General features: G+C 47.9%; 14 protein-coding genes. 5 read left to right on the top strand and 9 right to left on the bottom strand.

Annotated elements, in window-relative coordinates:
• Positions 1-38: 38 nt before the first annotated feature.
• The gene (locus OCV29_RS20645) at positions 39-2,492 is read right to left on the bottom strand and encodes a glycogen/starch/alpha-glucan phosphorylase (protein ID WP_073602030.1); all 2,454 of its coding nucleotides are present in this window, start codon (positions 2,490-2,492) and stop codon (positions 39-41) included.
• Positions 2,493-3,028: 536 nt separating this feature from the next.
• On the opposite strand from OCV29_RS20645, the gene malT reads away from it, so the two are divergent.
• From malT to OCV29_RS20630, 3 genes are all read left to right on the top strand, one after another.
• Positions 3,029-5,737, top strand: a complete 2,709-nt coding sequence (gene malT, locus OCV29_RS20640) for an HTH-type transcriptional regulator MalT (protein ID WP_073602002.1) — start codon at positions 3,029-3,031, stop codon at positions 5,735-5,737.
• Between the two features lie 334 nt (positions 5,738-6,071).
• Positions 6,072-7,442: a carbohydrate porin gene (locus tag OCV29_RS20635; protein WP_073602001.1), complete on the top strand. Its 1,371-nt coding sequence runs from the start codon at positions 6,072-6,074 to the stop codon at positions 7,440-7,442.
• A 101-nt stretch (positions 7,443-7,543) separates the two neighbouring features.
• The gene (locus OCV29_RS20630; RefSeq protein ID WP_073602000.1) at positions 7,544-8,383 is read left to right on the top strand and encodes a MalM family protein; all 840 of its coding nucleotides are present in this window, start codon (positions 7,544-7,546) and stop codon (positions 8,381-8,383) included.
• Between the two features lie 90 nt (positions 8,384-8,473).
• Here the strand turns inward: OCV29_RS20630 and OCV29_RS20625 are convergent, their stop codons facing one another.
• Positions 8,474-10,033, bottom strand: coding sequence for a carboxylesterase/lipase family protein (locus tag OCV29_RS20625; protein ID WP_217653272.1), 1,560 nt, complete (start codon positions 10,031-10,033; stop codon positions 8,474-8,476).
• Between the two features lie 188 nt (positions 10,034-10,221).
• Here OCV29_RS20625 and OCV29_RS20620 point away from each other — a divergent pair, with 188 nt between their 5' ends.
• Positions 10,222-11,100 (top strand): LysR family transcriptional regulator, encoded by an 879-nt coding sequence (locus tag OCV29_RS20620; protein ID WP_073602028.1) that lies wholly within the window; start codon positions 10,222-10,224, stop codon positions 11,098-11,100.
• A 163-nt stretch (positions 11,101-11,263) separates the two neighbouring features.
• Here OCV29_RS20620 and OCV29_RS20615 read toward each other — a convergent pair whose 3' ends face one another.
• The 6 genes from OCV29_RS20615 to OCV29_RS20590 form a co-directional block, all read right to left on the bottom strand.
• Positions 11,264-12,190 (bottom strand): ornithine cyclodeaminase family protein, encoded by a 927-nt coding sequence (locus tag OCV29_RS20615; protein ID WP_073602027.1) that lies wholly within the window; start codon positions 12,188-12,190, stop codon positions 11,264-11,266.
• Positions 12,191-12,310: 120 nt separating this feature from the next.
• Positions 12,311-12,880, bottom strand: a complete 570-nt coding sequence (locus OCV29_RS20610; RefSeq protein WP_073601999.1) for a carboxymuconolactone decarboxylase family protein — start codon at positions 12,878-12,880, stop codon at positions 12,311-12,313.
• Positions 12,874-13,524, bottom strand: coding sequence for a prephenate dehydratase domain-containing protein (locus OCV29_RS20605; RefSeq protein ID WP_073601998.1), 651 nt, complete (start codon positions 13,522-13,524; stop codon positions 12,874-12,876). The genes OCV29_RS20610 and OCV29_RS20605 overlap by 7 nt, the downstream gene beginning before the upstream one ends.
• An 88-nt stretch (positions 13,525-13,612) precedes the next feature.
• On the bottom strand, positions 13,613-14,527 hold the full coding sequence (gene ilvE, locus OCV29_RS20600; RefSeq protein WP_261887438.1) for a branched-chain-amino-acid transaminase: 915 nt from the start codon (positions 14,525-14,527) through the stop codon (positions 13,613-13,615).
• Entirely contained in the window at positions 14,524-15,936 is a 1,413-nt protein-coding gene (locus OCV29_RS20595; protein ID WP_261887437.1) for a phenylacetate--CoA ligase family protein, read from the bottom strand. Before OCV29_RS20595 ends, ilvE begins: the two co-directional genes overlap by 4 nt.
• 283 nt (positions 15,937-16,219) lie before the next feature.
• The gene (locus OCV29_RS20590; protein WP_073601995.1) at positions 16,220-16,564 is read right to left on the bottom strand and encodes a Dabb family protein; all 345 of its coding nucleotides are present in this window, start codon (positions 16,562-16,564) and stop codon (positions 16,220-16,222) included.
• Positions 16,565-17,062: 498 nt separating this feature from the next.
• Between OCV29_RS20590 and OCV29_RS20585 the strand changes: the two genes are divergently transcribed.
• Entirely contained in the window at positions 17,063-17,521 is a 459-nt protein-coding gene (locus OCV29_RS20585) for an Lrp/AsnC family transcriptional regulator (RefSeq protein WP_073601994.1), read from the top strand.
• A 221-nt stretch (positions 17,522-17,742) separates the two neighbouring features.
• On the opposite strand, the gene OCV29_RS20580 is transcribed toward OCV29_RS20585, so the two are convergent.
• A complete protein-coding gene (locus tag OCV29_RS20580) occupies positions 17,743-19,152 on the bottom strand; it encodes a glycoside hydrolase family 1 protein (RefSeq protein WP_073601993.1) in 1,410 nt (469 codons plus the stop codon).
• Positions 19,153-19,269: the final 117 nt, after the last annotated feature.

Here is a 19,269-nt window from a genome sequence, read left to right as displayed (position 1 = left end):
GCTTCAGACCGGAGCCTCCACTCCGGTCTGTCTGTTGGTTAACGATGTACAGCTTTCAGATGCCATATATTCTCAACATAGTCCCGAATTGAACGGTCTGAAGTGAATTTTCCGACCGAAGCAGTATTTAGTATGGTCTTACGGGCCCAACCTGTCTGATCCCGGTACTGCGCATCAATTGCTTCATGAGCCTTCACATAGGAAGCAAAATCTGCAAGACATAAATACGGATCACCACCATCAAGCAAGCTGTCGTATACCGCTCTCAGTTTATCCGGCTGACCGGGCGTAAATGTTTCGCCAATCAATAACTCCATAGATGATTTTAGCAGTGGATCGGCGTAATAATAATCAAACGGGTTATATCCCTGCTGCTTTAATGCTGTGACCCCCGTGACATCAAGGCCGAATATGTAGATATTTTCATCGCCGACCTCCTCACGGATTTCGACATTCGCACCATCCATCGTCCCGATGGTCAGGGCGCCATTCAGTGCCATCTTCATATTCCCGGTCCCTGAGGCTTCTTTTCCGGCTGTTGAAATCTGTTCCGACACATCAGCCGCAGGAATAATAATCTCAGCCATGCTGACCCTGTAATCCGGTATGAAAATCACTTTCAGCTGATGGTTCACACGCGAATCGTTGTTAATGGTTTGAGCAACTTTGTTGATGGTATAGATAATCTCTTTTGCCAGATAATAGCCCGGCGCAGCCTTCGCCGCGAAGAAGAATACCCGTGGTACCATCTCAAACTCAGGGTCGTGAAGTAACCGGTGATATAAAGACAGAATGTGTAATAAATTCAGGTGCTGGCGTTTATACTCGTGCAACCGCTTAATCTGTACATCAAAGATCGCCTCTGTACTGATGTTGATACCGAGATGCGTCATCACCCAATCAGCCAAACGCTGCTTGTTGCCTTTTTTAATGGCCAGATAAGACTGCTGAAAGACCGGATCATCAGCATAAGAGGCCAACCTTGAAATCTGCTCCAGTTCACCGGCCCATCCATCCCCGATTTTTTCTGTAATCAATGCGGACAGTCCCGGATTACAGAACTTCAGCCAGCGACGTGGCGTGACACCATTGGTCACATTCTGAATTTTTTCCGGATAAAGTTCATGAAACTCAGGGAACAGATCCCGTTTCACCAGTTCGGTATGCAGTGCGGCAACACCATTGACCGCACAGGAGCCGACCACGCACAGATTAGCCATTCTGACCATCCGGTGTACCCCTTCCTCAATGATGGACAGTTTCTGTTGCTTGCCGACATCTCCCGGCCATTTCTGCCGGACTTCAGTTAAAAACTGGTAATTAATCTGGTAGATAATCTCCATATGTCGGGGCAGCAAACGCTGAATCAGCGATTCACTCCAGGTTTCCAGCGCTTCAGGCAACAATGTATGGTTGGTATATGCAAAGGTTTTTGAACAAATCGCCCAGGCATCCTCCCAGCTTAAATCCCGTTCATCCATCAATACCCGCATCAGTTCGGGAATAGCAATTGTCGGATGCGTATCATTAAGCTGAATCGTTTCATAATCAGGCAGTAACCTGAGCGGATGTCCGGCTGCTTCATGACGACGCAAAATATCAGCAATTGATGCAGCACTATGGAAATACTGCTGCATCAACCGTAAAGTTTTACCCTTTTCATGGTTATCATTCGGATACAGAATTTTTGTAATGTTGCCTGCATCAATCAAAGATTTCTGTGCATCGAAATAATCACCATTGTTGAAGCTTTCCAGAGAAAACGGTGCAATCGCCTGACATTCCCATAAGCGCAGCGGATATACGGTCTCACTCTGATAACCGACAATCGGTAAATCCCAAGGCATCGCTTTGACAAACATCCCCGGCACCCAACGACGCCGCTCCCGTCCATGTTCCTCATAAATTTCAACCTGACCATAAAATCCTATCTGCTGAGCCAGCTGCGGCCTTGCAATCTCCCATGGATAGCCTTCAACCCCTTGCCATGCATCGGGTGATTCCTGCTGCTGCCCATCCAGAAATGATTGTCTGAACAGGCCATATTCATAATGTAATCCATAGCCAACTGTCGGAAATTCCTGCGCTGCACAGGAATCCATGAAACAGGCAGCCAACCGGCCTAATCCACCGTTTCCTAATGAAGGATCGCGTTCTTCTTCCAGCAGGTCACTCAGGCTGTGTCCAAGCTCTTCCATCGCCTCGCTAATTTGCGTATAAACGCCCATACTAATCAGATTATTGCCTGTCAGGCGACCAATCAGAAACTCCAGAGACAGATAATTCACACTTTTGGAGTTTTTAATTCTGATGTCATTTTCTGTTTCAAGTAAATCGAACGCGGTCAGTTCTGACAACGCTCTTGCCATCGCCAGATACCAGGTTCTCGTACTTGCCTGCTCAACGGTTTGAACATACGTCGAGGTCAGGTGGCGTTTCACGTTGTCTTTAAATTGTTCTTTATCAAATTGCTTTTGCTGATTCAGTTTCATCATGACATCTCATCATCGTTCCAATCCTGTTATCACATCCTGCATGGGGTTAACGGCTATAACATCCTCCCGGAACTTCTGTGATTCAGGAGGAGCAAACAGGGCGTAGACCAGTTTTCTCCATATGTACATTGATATTGATCGCATAAATTTATCCGGAAATAATTCATTTGGTGATTTGAGTCACACGATATTGACCTGAATATGATCCAGCCAGAAACGAAAACAGAGATAAGAAATGTGGGCAATGCCACAAAGTGCGATGATGCTGATGACAAACATACACCTTCCTTGCGCAATGCAACTTAGCCAATATAAATAATCAGCACTTTAATGTGATACATATCCCATATTCAGGGCGTAGTGACCCGAACAGTACAGCCTGTACCGGCAGATTAGAGCTGGATCAATTTATGAGCAGAACACCCTGACGTAGGATGCTCTGAGATTAACTTATCATCCGGGCTTGTTGATTTTTCTGATGTTTTTTAATGAAACAGAGGCCCGGTATAACAAAGGAATATGTGGGTTAAGGTATGTGGATTCCTTCTAAACTCACCCGTCCGGGCCGGTTACACAATGCAATCGTACGTCCGCGGGTACTCGAAATGCTCCGGCAGGCCCCCTGCTATAAAATGGTTCTTTTTTGCTCACCCGCTGGTTATGGCAAAACAACCATGGCAGCTCAGTGGCTGACCGATAAAAATGCGGTTGGCTGGTTCAGTCTTGATGAGGGGGACAATGATCAGTTTCGCTTTATTAATTACTTTATCCGTGCAATCAATAAAGCAACAAATAATTGTTGTCCGAACTCTCAGACTCTGGCAGAACGCAGGCAGTTCTCTTCTTTACGCTCTTTATTCAGTGAAATATTTGCTGAACTCAGTGAATTTCATCATGAATGCTATCTCGTTCTGGATGATTACCACCTGATTCAGAATGATGAGATTCATGAAGCGATTCGCTTTTTTCTGAAGCACCTGCCGGATAACATCACTCTGGTCGTCACCAGCCGGGCAACCCCACCTCTGGGAACTGCAAATCTGCGGGTGCGGGACATGATGATTGAAATCGACAATCATATGCTGGCATTTGATGCCGAAGAAACCACCCGTTTTTTCAGTCAGCGAATATCAGACGTCATTGATGACACGACCATTAACAATATCCGTGACTATGTGGAAGGCTGGCCATCGGCGCTTCAGCTCATCGCCCTTCAGGCCCAGCATCAAAACCGGACGCTGGCTCAGTCGGTCCAGTCCGTTTCACAGTTCAATCATGCTCATTTATGGGATTATCTGGCTGAAGAAGTATTTGACGCGATTGATGCAAAAACCCGGCACTTCCTGATGCAGTGTTCCGTACTGGAAACATTCAGCGATCAGCTGGTGAATGAACTGACAGAACGCAGCGATGCACTGAGTATGATTGAATCCCTGAACCGGTACGGACTGTTTATTTACCGCCTGGACAGTGAAAGTAACTGGTTTCGCTTCCATCATCTGTTCGCTGAATTTCTGGCGCATGAGCGTAAAGCACGGATTCCGGAAGAAGAACAACCTCTCCATCGCAGAGCGGCCAATGCCTGGCTGAAACTGGATATCCCGCATCAGGCACTTCGGCACGCCCAGAGAGCCAACGATGCAACATTAATTTCCCACATTCTGATTGATCATGGCTGGCGCATGTTCAACCGGGGCGAACTCCACATCATGGAGACCGCTATGAACGAACTGGGCACAGAACAATTGTATGCCACCATGAAACTGCCCTTGCTCCAGGCCTGGCTCGCTCAGAGCCAACACCGTTACAATGCGGTGGAAGACATGTTGCTGACGGCGGAAAATGAAATGGCCAGCCGCGATATCAAACTCACCACCAGTGAAAAAGGCCAGGTGAATGCGCTCCGGGCCCAGATTTCGATCAACAAAAATAACCCGGAAAATGCCCGTAAGCTCGCCGAACTGGCTTTGAGTCAGCTGGATACGACAGACTATCGCAGCCGGATTGTTGCCACATCGATTGTGGGTGAGGTCAATCATGTTCAGGGAAAACTGAACAGGGCCCTACCGCTGATGCAACAAACAGAAAAACTGGCCCGCCAGCATCAGGTTTATCATCAGGCACTGTGGGCTCTGCTGCAGCAAAGTGAAATTCTGCTGGCGCAGGGGTATGTACAGGCGGCTTATGAACTCCACGATTCAGCCTTCAGGCTGATTGAAGAACAGAAGCTTCATCAGGTACCGCTGCATGAATTTTTGCTCAGGCTTCATGCGCAGGTACTCTGGTGCTGGAATCTGCTTGATACTGCCGAAGAATGCGCCTACAAAGGCATTCATGTACTGGGCAATATCGACCCGCTGAAGCATCTGCACTGTTATTCGATGCTGGCCCGGATCGCCATTGGCCGGGGTGAATTAGATAAAGCAGGAAAGCTGATAGAACAGATCGAATTACGTCTGCAACAATCGACTTACCATCTGGACTGGACGGCGAATGCATCGATGTCTTTATTACTTTACTGGCAGGCCCGGAATGACAAAGATTCGGTGATGGTGTGGCTCGAGCATGCCACCCGCCCGGCAGAAGCCAACAACCATTTTCTCCAGTTGCAGTGGCGCAACATAGCCCGTGCACAAATTTTCACCGGCGCTCTGGAAGAAGCCGGACAAAGCCTGAGTTTTCTGCAAAGTAAAGCCCGCACATGCAACCTGATCACGGATATCAACCGTAATCTGATCGTTGAAGCGGTTCTGGCGGTGATGCAGAAAGATGAAACAACCGCGGCATTGAAGCTGAGCGAAGCGTTAACGCTGATGAATCAAACCGGAATGACCGGGAATTTCCTGATCGACGGACAGACGATCTATCCGGTTTTACAGCAACTGATTCAGCAAAATGCGCTGGGTGATATGGAAAAGCACCGGGCGCAGCATTTAATCAAAGAAATTGCTCACAAACAACGCAGTCATTCGGTTCATTTCGACGAAGGCTTCATCGATAAGATCATCCATCACCCGGATGTTCCGGAGCTGGTCAGAACCAGCCCGCTGACACAACGGGAATGGCAGGTATTGGGACTGATTTATTCCGGCTTCAGCAATGAACAAATCGCACAAGAGCTTGATGTCGCCGGAACCACAATCAAAACCCATATCCGTAATCTGTACCAGAAACTGAACATTGCGAACAGAAAAGAAGCCATCGAAACAGCAGAAGGCCTGATTCGTCTGATGGGATATTAGGCCATTTTCGGTCGCCATCTGCTTATTGTCTTTCCCTCAAAACAACATCCCCTTCCCGGCCGGGAAGGGGATGTCTTTGATTTATCTCCGCCCTGAATCAGTGATCAAGTCAGCAAATCACAACAAGGCTCATTTGATCTACGCCTGCCTGCTCCCCCGTTTTTTTTTCCGCGGTGGAGGAAGTCATTTTTAATTAATTTTCATAGGATAAGTCGTGTTGAAACAAGCGGATGGCATATCACCATTCTTACCCTGCACTTTTTTGGACACGCAGCTGACCGGGCTGCTTACCCAAAAAACACCACAATAATAAAATCGTTAAGGAGCTAACGAGATGAAAAAAATCAGCTTAACCGCCGTTGCCGTATCAAGCGCTTTGTTAGCCGGTACTTTCTCAGTCAGCAATGCTGTTGCCCAGGATAAAGTGACTGAGGGATGGACTGTCAATGGATATGGCCACCTTTTATACAATGTGGGTGAATCTCTGTCTTTAAACGACAGCTACCATCACCGCCGGGATTATCATGCCGCCGGTGCCGCTTTTTCCGGAAACCCGACTCAGGTCGAGTTTACCATCACCAAAGGACATAATTATGACAGTGGCGCATGGTCAAAGTATGTCCTGAAAACCGAATATGGCAATCATGAAGGCGGGAATGGCCGCGGTTTTTATACCTCCTCATCCGGTAACGAAGATCACCTCGAAAGTGGCCAGTTAGAGCTGAAAGAAGCCTATGTTGAACTGGGTGATTTGTCCTATTTTGCCGATGGTTTAAGCCTGTGGGCAGGCCAGCGCTATCTGAACCGTCAGTCAGGCATCATTACCAAAGAGTTCTGGAAACAATCCTCCGGGGTTGGTGCCGGTGTTCAGTATCACAACGCAGGGATTGCCGTTATATCTGCAGATCCGGGAGAAGGCAGCTGTCAACTATCCGGGACAGACAGTGATGTCAATGCCAAGCAGTGTACACTCGATAGTCAGGGACGGAGCAGTACACTGACTTCTGCTGATTTCTATTACTATGGTGTTGAGGCGCTGGGAGGCAAATTTGATTTTGACCTGAAACTGATGTCAAGAAGACGCCTGTCAGAAAGTGAAAGCAGTTCCGGTGATCCGGCGAAAAAAGGCTATGGCGCGGCTATCACATACAACCGTGATTATTATGGTTTTGATGGCTGGTCAACCACAGCGATTACCTACGGAAAAGATCTTTCTGCCAACCGGGGTGTCAATTTTGGTCAGTGGAGCAGTAACTGGCAAAAACATGATCGCTCAATTTTCCTGACATCCTACGGTGTCGCCAACGTCACTGACCAATTGCAAATCGGTACAGAAATCACTTACTGGGATCTGGATAACACCACAACAGACAGTGTCTGGGGCTCTGAAAATGGTTTATCCCGCTTTATTGTCGGTGTTACCCCCTCTTATCAGGTCAATGATAATTTCCGGCTGGAAGGTGTTTTCACCTACGCGCTTGAAAGTCTCGGTGCTGACGGTACCTGGGGACGTGAGGATGCAGACACCAGCTTTTATACTGTCACGCTGGCTCCTGTATTTACGGTGAATGCAGATTACTGGGGACGTCCGCAAATTAAACCGTATATCACTTACATGAAATCAAGTGACAGCGGTTATGCATGGACGACCGGCGGCGATGACGACGACACCCGGTTTGGTATCGAAGCCGAAATCTGGTTCTGAGCATCATTGTTAATGCAAATGGTTCTGAAGATAAATGATTCGGCAGACACAGAAAAGACAGCCCTGGGCTGTCTTCTTCCTGACATCTCTGAGGCACACAAATGAATAAAGCATTCAGTACATTCATGATCGGCCTGACTGTCAGCGGATGTTCATCCGTTGCCCCGCCAGACAGCCACTCTGCCCGTCAGTCACTTTCCGCAGCACAGATTTGCTGTTCTGCTTACGCCGGTTTTTACTGGACCGAAGTTAACAAAAATGATCCGATCAGGCTGAAACTCAATCAGAGATCTCCCGTCTGGTCTTTTCCGGAAGGTAACTCTTATTTTGGTGCATTTCATTTTTCTGAGCTCTCCGGTGAGGTGAGTGTCAATATCCGCAGTACGATGTCAACAGGGCAGGTTTTTGCACCCACCGTTCTGTTGCTGGATGCGCATTTTCAACCCCGGATTAAATGGGATTTAACCCATTTTGAAATTCGCTATGCCGATGCTTTCGGCCAAAACCGCTACGAAGGCCGGTTTAACATCAACGCTGAAGAAACACCTTATATGGTGATTTACACGAATGCAGAAAAAATTGGTGACAAAGTCATCATCCCGCATCCGGCTAAAAGAAGAGCAAAGGAAAGTGGTGAGCCCTTACCGATTGTGTCAGATATCAGTTACGCCCGTACTTATCAGGGTACAATGGATATTCAGGTAACCACAGAATCTGTCCGTCAGCACCCGGTCACCCCCCCTTCCCCGCAGAGACACGTTCAGGATACCCGCGTGGTTGAAGCTGACTCCACACATTACTACCACCACGCCATTCAGCAAGCCGTGGCGAATCATCATATCGATAAGGCTCTGGCGCTTCTTGAAGAGGCCAAAATACTTAACGTCCCAAAAGCCCGTCAGGTATTTATTGAAGCCATCAACAAAGAAACCGTGAAGTAAACCGTCTCCTTCATTTAGTCAGATAATTTGACTCGGGTGATTCCCTGACCAACTGGGGGAATCACCCTTTTTTTATATCCGGACCTCCGTTCAGAAAGGATAGCTTTCCCATAACAGACGAATCGCTTTGCCCGGATCTTTGACTTCAGCGGATTGCCCATCAAACCGCATCACCCTGCGCTCCTGAGACTGGTAGACAGACCAACCCGCCTGACCGGTTTGGATAAAGCGTACCCACGTGGTATGCATATCACGAATCAGTGACTGAGGTGGATGATCGCCGAGAAAAACTTTCGATTTGGGTGCCTCTGTCGTATCAAAAGCAAACGGGACATCCACCAGATGTGCGGCCCCTAACCGGTTGTTAAATGCCGGCGAGCGCCATGCAAAATCATAAACCCAAACGGCATTCCCGTGATTCACCAGTGTCTGGGCAATATGTTGGGTCGGCATTCTGAACGTATAATCTGATAAAAGCGCCGCGTAAACATCCCCGACCGTTGGATTCCCTTTTTTATATGTTTTGATGATATCAGCATCCATGTTTAAGTCATGAATCAGCTGGAGCGAATCTGACATATGCACTTTATCAATCTGACCATTTGGCACCAGATAGAGTCTGGATTCCTGTTCCGTACTGCCAATCAGGACGGAAACGGATGGATCAGCATGATGGGCCAGATTTCCGGTCAGCGTTCCGGTCAGCAATGACTGATCAATCACAGGTAAAAATGCTGTGCCGCCCCACGACATCATCCCCCATTGCGACCGATCCTTGATCTCTTTGCCCGTCTGAACAACAGCTTTCACCAGTTCAGCGAAAGGCACACGTGCCAGATTCTCTGTAGTTGGTTTGATGCCAAGCAGTTTGCCGACAGTTTGTGCTACCCGTTCTGACTGCGCCAGCGTCACAGTCTGGACCGGGGAACTTTGCATGATCACACGCCGGAACAGTCCTTTGGTTCGCGGAATACCGGACAAAATTGCAACACACTCAGCGCCGGCCGACTGACCGGCTAAAGTCACCTGCTCTGGATCCCCACCAAAGGATGCAATATGAGACTGAACCCACTCGAGAGCGGCAATCTGGTCTAAAATTCCCCGGTTATCCGGTGCTCCCGGAATATGCATAAAACCATCAATGCCAACCCGGTAATTCACGGTAACCACGATCACACCGTCACGGACAAAACTTTCCCCGCGATACATCGCATCCGAGGCATTTTCACGGATAAATGCACCACCGGGAATCCACACCATCACCGGCAGTTTTTTTGCTGTCTTCACCGGAGCCAGTATATTCAGGGTTAAATCTCCCGGAGCACCCAGTAAGACGGTTTCTTTACCGCGATCAGGTTGTGGTACCGGCGCTTTATAACGGGTTGCATCCAACACACCATGCCAGGGCTGAACTTTTTCCGGTGCCTGAAAACGCCTTGTTCCTTCAAACGGATTCACGGCATACGGTACACTACGAAATTCTGCAATCCCGTTTTCAACCACACCTTTCACTTGACCCAACGCAGTATTCACAACCGTCGTTGAGACTTCTTTTTTTGAGACTTCTGTTTTCATATTCGTCGTCGCTGACTGTGCCGGCACTGTACAACAAAGACTGATCAGGCTAATCAGTAAAACCTTTAATTTCATATTTTCACCGTTCTTTTCTCAGACAGACCAGGACTGTGACAACGCATCATCCGCGTTTATTGTTTTGAATGACCGCCAAATACTGTCTTTAACTACTGTCACAACCCGATTTCAAACGCACCTTATCATTGAATTAATAAATTGATAAACGTAATATTTAGGATTTACCATCTAAAAAATTGATGATTATGTATCGATCAACCATTGAACAATGGTTTGTTTTGCAAACCGTCATTCAGGCAGACGGGTTTACCGCTGCTGCTGCACAACTACACAGAAGTCAGTCATCTGTCAGTTATACCATCAGTAAACTACAGGAACAGCTGGGTGTTTCCCTGATTGAAATCACCGGGAAAAGAGTCCGGCTGACAAAAACAGGCGCAGCACTGCTGGAAGATATGCGGCCATTAATGGAAGAGTTTGCCACCATAGAAAATAAGGCGCGTGCGCTCCATGCCGGTGCACCGGCAAAAATCAAACTGGAAGTCGACAGCCTGTATCCCAAGCCTTTACTGTTTTCTGCATTAACCGAATTTCAGCAGCAATATCCTTACACTCAGGTTGAACTGAAAGAGTTACTGCGTCTGGTCTCTCCGGATGATGCCCGAAACTGTGATCTGGCGATTGGCTTGCCATATAACCGTCAGCTGATGAAAAACAGGCTGCTGGAGATAGAACTGATCGCGGTCGCTCACCCGGATCACCCTTTACACCAGCTGGATAAATCAGCGCTGACAGCCGCGGATGTCAACCGCTACACCCAGGTCTATCTGGACAATAATCACGAAAGAACCAGCGAAGTGATGGAGCTGCCCCGCTACCGCTGGATTGTGAATACCATCGATGCAGCAATTGAAGCTGTTCGCAGTAAACTCTGCTTTGGCTGGCTGCCGAAAAGCCTGATTGAAACTCAGCTGGCAAAGGGAGAACTCAAACCTTTACCTCTGGAAGTCGGCCTGGTACGCTCAATTCCCCTGTTTTTAATCTATACAGACTTTGACCGGGCAACCGATGCAATCAAAGGGCTGGCTCAGATGATCTCCGACGCGGCCAAATCTGCTGATTAATCCGGCGGGCCTGAATCTCACTGTGCATTCATGATGACAGCGCCAAACAGACTCAGGCCCTTTCGTATCTTAATTTCCGGCGGATATAAATCTCTTCAACATAAAATATCTGACTGTAAACCTCTGATATATATAGTTTTTGATATATACCTTGGTATGGTTTTTATGATGCCGAAATACGCACAATTTCCCGGGCAAATACCAGATCCTGAACGGCTAATCCTATCGATTTAAACAAAGTTCGCTGTCCGGTCAGTTGAAGCGGTTGTTCAGGATGCAATTCGCCAATTTCCCGTCCCGGATCTTCGGGAGAAAGATAACCCTTTGCTCTCGCCTGCTGCAAACATTGTGATGCTGCCGCAGACGCATTCCGTGAATCGAGAAAATAATCACACACACGGTAAACATCCGCATCCAACTCCTGAAATCCCATTGCGGAAGCCCCAACAGCATTGATATGACATCGCTCCGGCAAATCAGCTGCGGAGAGCAAAGGCTCACGTGACGCCGTCACAGTACAAATAATATCCGCATCGGCAACGGCTTCTGCAGGTGTCTGTACAATCCGAACGTCAATCCCGGTTTCTGTTTGTGCCCAGTCTGCAAAACGCTGAGCACTGGCCTCCCGCCATCCCCAAACCGTCACAGAACGGATGGGACGCACCGCTTTCATCATCTGCAAATGTTTTTTTGCCTGTATGCCTGTCCCCAGTATTGCCAGACGGGTTGCCCCAGCCGGAGCCAGCAGATGCGTTGCCCAGGCCGATGCTGACGCCGTGCGGATTTCTGTCACCGAACTGGCATCGACTGCCATCATCCCCCGGCGGTCATACAATAAGATACAGCCTTCGTGAGGTTCAGAGACTGAAAAGTCAGCCAGAATCGCTTTCAGACCAAAACCGGCATAATTTCCTTCACTGATATATGCGGGCATTGTTCCCATCAGCCGGCCATCACCGGAAGCAATTATGGTTCGGTCCGGCTGCTGCACTAACCCCTGAGACTGGAGTTCAAACGCCTTTTGACTGAGGTTTAGGCATAAAGAGATATCCAGACATGATTCAACATGCCGGCGATCGAAGTAACGCATAATATTTCCTTTTTGATAACGGAACAGATGCAACCGTCTGCTCCGGATAACACTTTGGGTTGTTGTGTTTCACTTTTTTTATGATGCCGGATGACCTGTTTCTGATTATCCGGCTCGTCATTATTTTCCGGCCGGTTGCTCTTTTATCTCCCTGCCAGTTTGCATAAATAACGCTTCTGTGGGCGTTTGCGCGAGACTATTCACCAGAGCCCCATAAAGTTTTTGCGACAAAGCGAGAAAAATTTCCAGCATATTCCGCCGGGTGTACCCTGCCTGCAGGAACTTCAGTGCGGCCTGATGCGGAATGTTTCCACGGGCCAGACAAACCACCTGGGTAAACTCACGTAAGGCAGCAAGCCGGGCCGGTAACTGCTCCGGCGTTTCATCCAGCTGACGCAGTAACTCTGGTGAGACACCACGCTGAACCGCAATATACTGATGGACGTGCACAGTATACGTACACTGAAATGTCTGCCCCATGGTTATCCAGATGACCGTGCGATCTTCTTCTGCCAGCGTACAGCCGGAAAACAGTTGATGCACATACTGATACGCATCAAGTAACTCTGGAGATTCCGACATATAAGCACTCTGGTTGACGATAAAACCGAACGTATCCAGCGAGCATTGCAGCAGTTTCCGGCTCTGCTCCGGTGCCGTATCCATTGTGTGTTTTTGCATTGTCAGCATACCATTTCTCCCCGTGTATCAATGTCACCCGGACTGTCAGGTGATTGAGTGCTCTTCACTTCATCATCCACGCTATAGCCAAAAACAGACCACAGCATATGAATGGGACGAATTCTGGAAATAAACCTGAGCTTGTGCAAACCAGCTGCAATTTCCGTTGTCAGAGCCATGTCGACTTCATTATTGACAACCGCTTTAGCTGCAGCGCTGGTTGATGTCATCCGGATGATTTCGCTGACCTGCAATCCATCAGGAATCAGTTCTTCAATTAAAGGAATGGGAGCAGGATGTGAAGCGACCCGCAATTCCCGATCGGGAACCTCCTGTTTTACTGCCAGCCCGTAAAGCGGGGTATCAAAAACAAAAGTCGCTAATAACTCGAGATTCGGATCCATATAAAAGTCATTAATACTGGCGTACGCATTTGCCACGACCATCACACCATGTTGATTTTTGACCTGATCCCTTGCTGCCTCGTAGGTTGGCATCAAATTAATCCGGTGCCTGCGCTGCTGATAGTTCTGGTTCATTCTGTTGCAAAAATACTGAGAGGCAAATTCACTGCTGGTTCCCGGAGGGCCCAGCGTATAAACAGGAAAATTTACAACGCGATTCAGCCCCATATCCATAAAGTTGAATTCCATTATTCTAGCCTCCTGTCGGGGTGTAAACGGGTGTCAGCCAGTGACGGAACGCCGGAAGTTCACCGCGTACCGCTTTCAGATAAGCCGACTATATCTGGCGGGTCACACTCTTTTCTTTGTTACTGGCAAGAAAGCAGTGGTCGATCTGCGTTACCGGCCTGATCTCTGCGCCTGTCCCCGTCAGAAAACACTCATCCGCAGCAAAGATCTCCGATGGTGCAATATTCCGCTGTTCGACTGTCAGCCCCATGTAATCGGCCAGCTGAATCACTGAATCTCTGGTAATCCCTTCCAGAATATGTGCACTGACCCCAGGCGTGATCAATTTTCCCTGACGCACCAGAAAAACATTCGAAGTGGTTGCTTCCGCCAGATAGCCCTGCACATTGAGCATCAGTGCTTCATCGAACCCGCCCTGGCGGGCGGATTCCATTGCCAGTGCAGAATTTACATAGCTTCCGGTAATTTTAGCTCTGGCCGGAATCACATTATCCGGGACCCGCTGCCAGCGGGAAATGGTACAGCGGCTGACCAAACCCGCATCTGTGGCAGGCATATTCAGGGAATTGACCGACAGACCACTGCTGACCCCTGTCAGCTTGACACCAAATCCGGCACCGGGAAGCAGGCTCTGCTTATACGCCACGGGACGGATATAACAATCCTGCGACACGCCATTTTTTTGCAGCAGTTCCAGTATAATCATGGCGAGCTTTTCTGCCGAAGGTAAACTGTCTATCAACAGCAGATCCGCAGATTGATTCAGTCGCTGCAAATGGTCAGCTAAGCGAAAAACTGACAATGTCCCGGTCCGGGGGTTCAGATAACCACGGATACCTTCAAATACGGCAGTGCCGTAATTAAATGCCTGTGTTGTTACAGCAATTGAAGCCTGTTCAGCAGACACATACTCCCCCCTGAGATAAACCCAGTGGTGATGAATCTGTGCCGGTGAGCCAGCTCCGGTTGTTGATTGATTGAGTAATTTTCCCGGATGACTCATGACCGAAACCCCCGGCTTAGCAACGCCAACGCAGCATCGCGATCCGAATTATCCCCCTCCTGACGTAAATCATGCAGCCGGGCTGCTTTCCAGCTCACCATCGCAGAGGTCGCAGTCAGGGCGGAAGTTTGACCAGCATTCAGCTCAATCGTCACACCGGCCAGCTGCGCTTCCATGTATGCTTTCACCTGCGCTAATGTACCGGCATCATGGGCTGATGTATCGGTCAGCTCAGCAATGATGTTCAGGCAGTCTGAGCCATTTTCACTTTGAATCTGAATGGCATAATCAAGACAACCCGGCAGATGTTCTAACAGGGCGGCTTCCAGGTCCCAGGCATAATACTCTGTGCCGTTGAGTATCAAGCGATCACGCACCCGGCCAACCGGTGTGATTTTTAACCGGCCGTCCGGTAATTGCACGGCACGGACCATATCACCTGTCCGGTAACGAATTAATGGTTTCTGTCCCGGATATAAATGAGTGATCACCAGTTCACCAGCCAGCTCATCATCTCCGGGAGTCAGTAACGCTCCGGAATCCGGGTCAATCAATTCATAATAATTATTCAGCGGCACGGTATAAAGGCATTCGTCAGCGGCACAAACGGCCAGAATTGATGATTCCTGCGACGCATACATACAATTGTAAATTTTTGCTCCCCAGGTACGCCCAAGATTGCGTAACAGTGCCGGTGTAGTCAGCTCACCCAGGGTGAGAATCAGACGAACCGGACTCTCTGCGGCTGATTTTCCGGCATCAATCATGTATCGCGCCAGATCAATGGCAACTGCGGGGGTACAAACCAGTGCGGTGATTCCCAGCTCTTCAATCAGCGCCACGGCTCTTTTCATTCCAACCACCGGAGAACGTGGCCACATTTTAACCACACTATGGCCGAGGCTGCGCATGACATCTTCAAAGGTGTCGCCGGTCGAATGTAATTCAGTTGGCCCCATGACACCAACAATATGCTGTGACCCATGCTGACTGAATATATCCCGGTAACGGAGAATCAGCGGGGTGTTATTATGCATCGAATCGGTTTCACTTCTTGGGCATGGTGTCGGTGCGCCTGTAGTTCCGGTGGTCTCATAGTAAACCCAGGACTCATGTAAGGGCGCAGACGGTAGCTGGGTCCGCGCCTGTCGCATCTGTTCTTTGGTGGTGAAAGGCAATAACTTCAGCTGGTGTAAAGTCATGGTTTCACAAACCTGCTCACTGAAATCTTCCAGTTGTTTCCGGTAAAACTCAGATCCCTGCCGGACATATCCCAGCACCTGGCGCAGTTGTAATTCCTGATACTGTTTGAGCTCATCAGGCCCGACACCTCCTTCTTCAAATCGTTGATGGAATTCATAAACTGCTTTTGCTTTCTCATATAAGCCTTGCTTAAAAATTGCGTACATAATGATTATCACTCCAACTGACTTTTGTTTCTGACTGACTTTTATTTATGCGTGTTTATCTTTCATCGCCGTTCCTGCTGGAGGCTATGAAAGATAAACACGCTCTAGCGACAGGTATATTCAGCTCCGCCCTGAGCTATCTTTGCCGGCGAATGCAACTGTGGCAGCGCTGATACGGTGCTGATTGATGTTTGAGGGCAGTTCCCTGCTGCTGTTCCGGCTCAAGCGCGGAACATCATGGTCATGTTCAGGAAAACCGGCGCGATCAGGCTATCGAAAATGGTCAGACCATTTGTAAAAGAGACAACCTGCCCGCACTATGGCAATCCTCACCAGACAAATTGATGTCCACAACCTGCCAGTCTGCAAGTGCCTGCCAAAGTCTGACGCCTTGCTGATGATCCGGGTGTAAGAGATAACTTTGCAGCTCATCCGTGTTATTGAACAGACCCAACACAGCAAAATCAGCAGCAACATCACGCAAAGTCATATTTCTTCCACAAAACCAGCCCTGAATTTCATCGATCTGTGTCGGGTGGTTTCGTGTTACCTGTTCGGCTTTCTGTACTTGCTCTGCCGACCAGTCCCATGGAGCCCGGAACTGAAACAGGACAATATGTAATATCATAGGTGTGCTTCCTTATCTGACTAATATACTGTTTTTATTAGATTTATAATTTTAACTGCCTTGTTCTTCCATCTGGCAGTCAGATACCCGCGACCTGAAAACATATGAATCAGGTTGTCTTGGTATAAAAACATTATGCAAAAGCAAGCCTGAAAAATGTCACCTTTATTGAAAGAAAAAGGACAGGAAACATTCAAATTTCACCATGACATTCAAAGAATCAGAAAAATTTCACCGAATCGGTTCACAAATAAAATTTAATCAATAAAATAAACTAATTATTTGATGAATTCAGATTAGTTCCATCGGATTTTCTTATCACAACGATTGCTAATACTGATTTTCATTACTCATAAGCACACATATATACTCTGAGGGATTGAACTGAGAATCACAGCTTCCGGAAGGTCTCAGGAAAACGTCATCCGGAACTGATAATAAATAACAAATGGCAACGACATAAACGTTCAGAAGGCTAACAAAGAGGAACTCTACACCATGACTCTCAATAAAACGGATAGTAAAATCCTGATGTTGCTGCAGCAGGATGCCCGGATCACAAATCAGGTGCTTGCAGATAAGGTTGGCATCTCTGCCTCACCCTGCTGGAGAAAAGTCAGAAGACTGGAAAAAGATCAGGTGATTCAGGGCTACCGGGCCGTGGTTGATCGAAAAAAAATTGGCTTAAATGTGATGGTTTTTGTCCGTGTTCTGCTCGATAAACACGGAGAATCCGATTTAAAACAGTTTGAAGAGGAAATAGGCACCACAGAAGAAGTCATCCTCTGCTATAGCATTGGTGTCGGTGAATTTTTACTCCAGGTGTTGGTACCCAATCTGGACACTTACGATGAATTTACCATGAAAACAATTCGTCGCTTACCTTTTATCCGTGAAATGCAAAGCATGTATGTTCTGAAGGAAGTAAAACCGTCCGGGATTTATCCTGTCCTTTAGAGCCGTTATGTTATCGTTATGTTATACAAACACGTCCTGATTTGACTGCTCATCCCCCCACGGGAACAGTCACCGGTTTGCAGGAAAAGCCATCACAGTCACTCCCCCCGACACCTTTGGCTTTTTCCTGCTTTTTCCTGCTTTTTTTGTTTTTTCTACTTTTTCTGCTTTTTCAGATAAAAATGGCTTCGCTCATATCAGATAAACCATCAGAAAGCGTGTCAAAACCTGCCCGGTTTTTTCAGGCTGGCACCTCTGGAAGCAATCACTTCTTTATACCAGTAGAAACTTTTCTTCCGCGTGCGCTTGAGGCTGCCATTGCCCTCGTCATCACGATCGACATAAATGAACCCGTAACGTTTTGACATCTGCGCCGTGCTGGCACTCACCAAATCAATCGGCCCCCAGCTGGTGTACCCCATCAAATCAACCCCATCTTCGATCGCTTCACCAACCTGTACCAGATGATCATTGAGATACTGAATGCGATAATCATCTTCGATTTCACCCGATGCCGTGACGGTATCAACAGCACCCAGGCCATTTTCAACAATAAACAATGGCATCTGGTAACGATCGTACAGGAAGTTCAGCAGATATCGTAACCCGGTCGGATCAATTTGCCAGCCCCACTCCGATGCATCCAGATGCGGATTTGCAACCATCTGCAGCATATTTCCGTTCGCTTTGTCCTGCTGTGACGGATCAGCACTGGCACATCCGGTCATGTAGTAACTGAATGAAATAAAGTCGATGGTCGCTTTCAGGGCTTCCTTATCTTCCTCGGTTATCTCAAGCGTCACCCCGAGTTCTTTGAGTTTGCGGGTCATGTACGACGGATAATAGCCACGGGCCTGCACATCACCAAACATCAACCATTCCCGGTTCTGTTGCAGGGTTTTCATCATATCATCCGGATGACAGGTCAGCGGATACATCATCGCACCCAGTAACATATTGCCGATCTGACCATCCGGAATGATCTCATGACACAACTTCACCGCTTTTGCACTGGCGACTAACTGGTGATGAATCGCCTGATACCGGGTTTGTTCGGAACAATCATCCGGCAAACCAGAGCCTGTAAAAGGATGATGCAGCGTGATATTGATTTCGTTAAATGTCAGCCAGTGTTTGACAAAATGACCGTAGCGCTGAAACACTGTCTCTGCATATTTTTCGAAAAAACCGATCAGCCGCCTATCTGACCAGCCCTGATAGTGCTCCGCAAGATGAAGCGGTAATTCATAATGCGACAAAGTCACCAAAGGGGTGATATGGTGCTTTTTCATCTCAGCGAACACCTGATCGTAAAATGCCAGCCCGGCTTCATTGGGCTGCGCATCATCCCCGTGAGGAAAAATACGGCTCCACGCGATAGAAATTCTCAGGCAGGTAAAGCCCATTTCAGCAAACAACGCGATATCTTCTTTAAACCGGTGATAAAAATCTATCGCAACATCTTTAATATTAAAATCTCCCTCCTGACGGGGATGCAGCGCACCAAATGAGCCAAATGGCTGAATATCAGAGGTTGAGAGTCCTTTATTATCACTAATGTGGGAACCTTCGATCTGATTGGCAGCCGTCGCACCACCCCATAAAAAATGTTCAGGAAATTGCGTTTTCATGATGTTCTCTCTTCTGTAGCCTGATTCTGAATACGTTGAATTTCCGGGTAATATATCCGATGCGACTTCTGACGGGTATACAGTATAGTCACAGAATCATTCATGGCTTCCTCCCCA

The sequence above is a fragment of the Vibrio aerogenes genome, from assembly GCF_024346755.1.
GTDB lineage: Bacteria > Pseudomonadota > Gammaproteobacteria > Enterobacterales > Vibrionaceae > Vibrio > Vibrio aerogenes.
The sequence above is the reverse complement of the archived record's forward strand: the minus strand, read 5'-3'. Positions and strand labels throughout refer to the sequence as shown.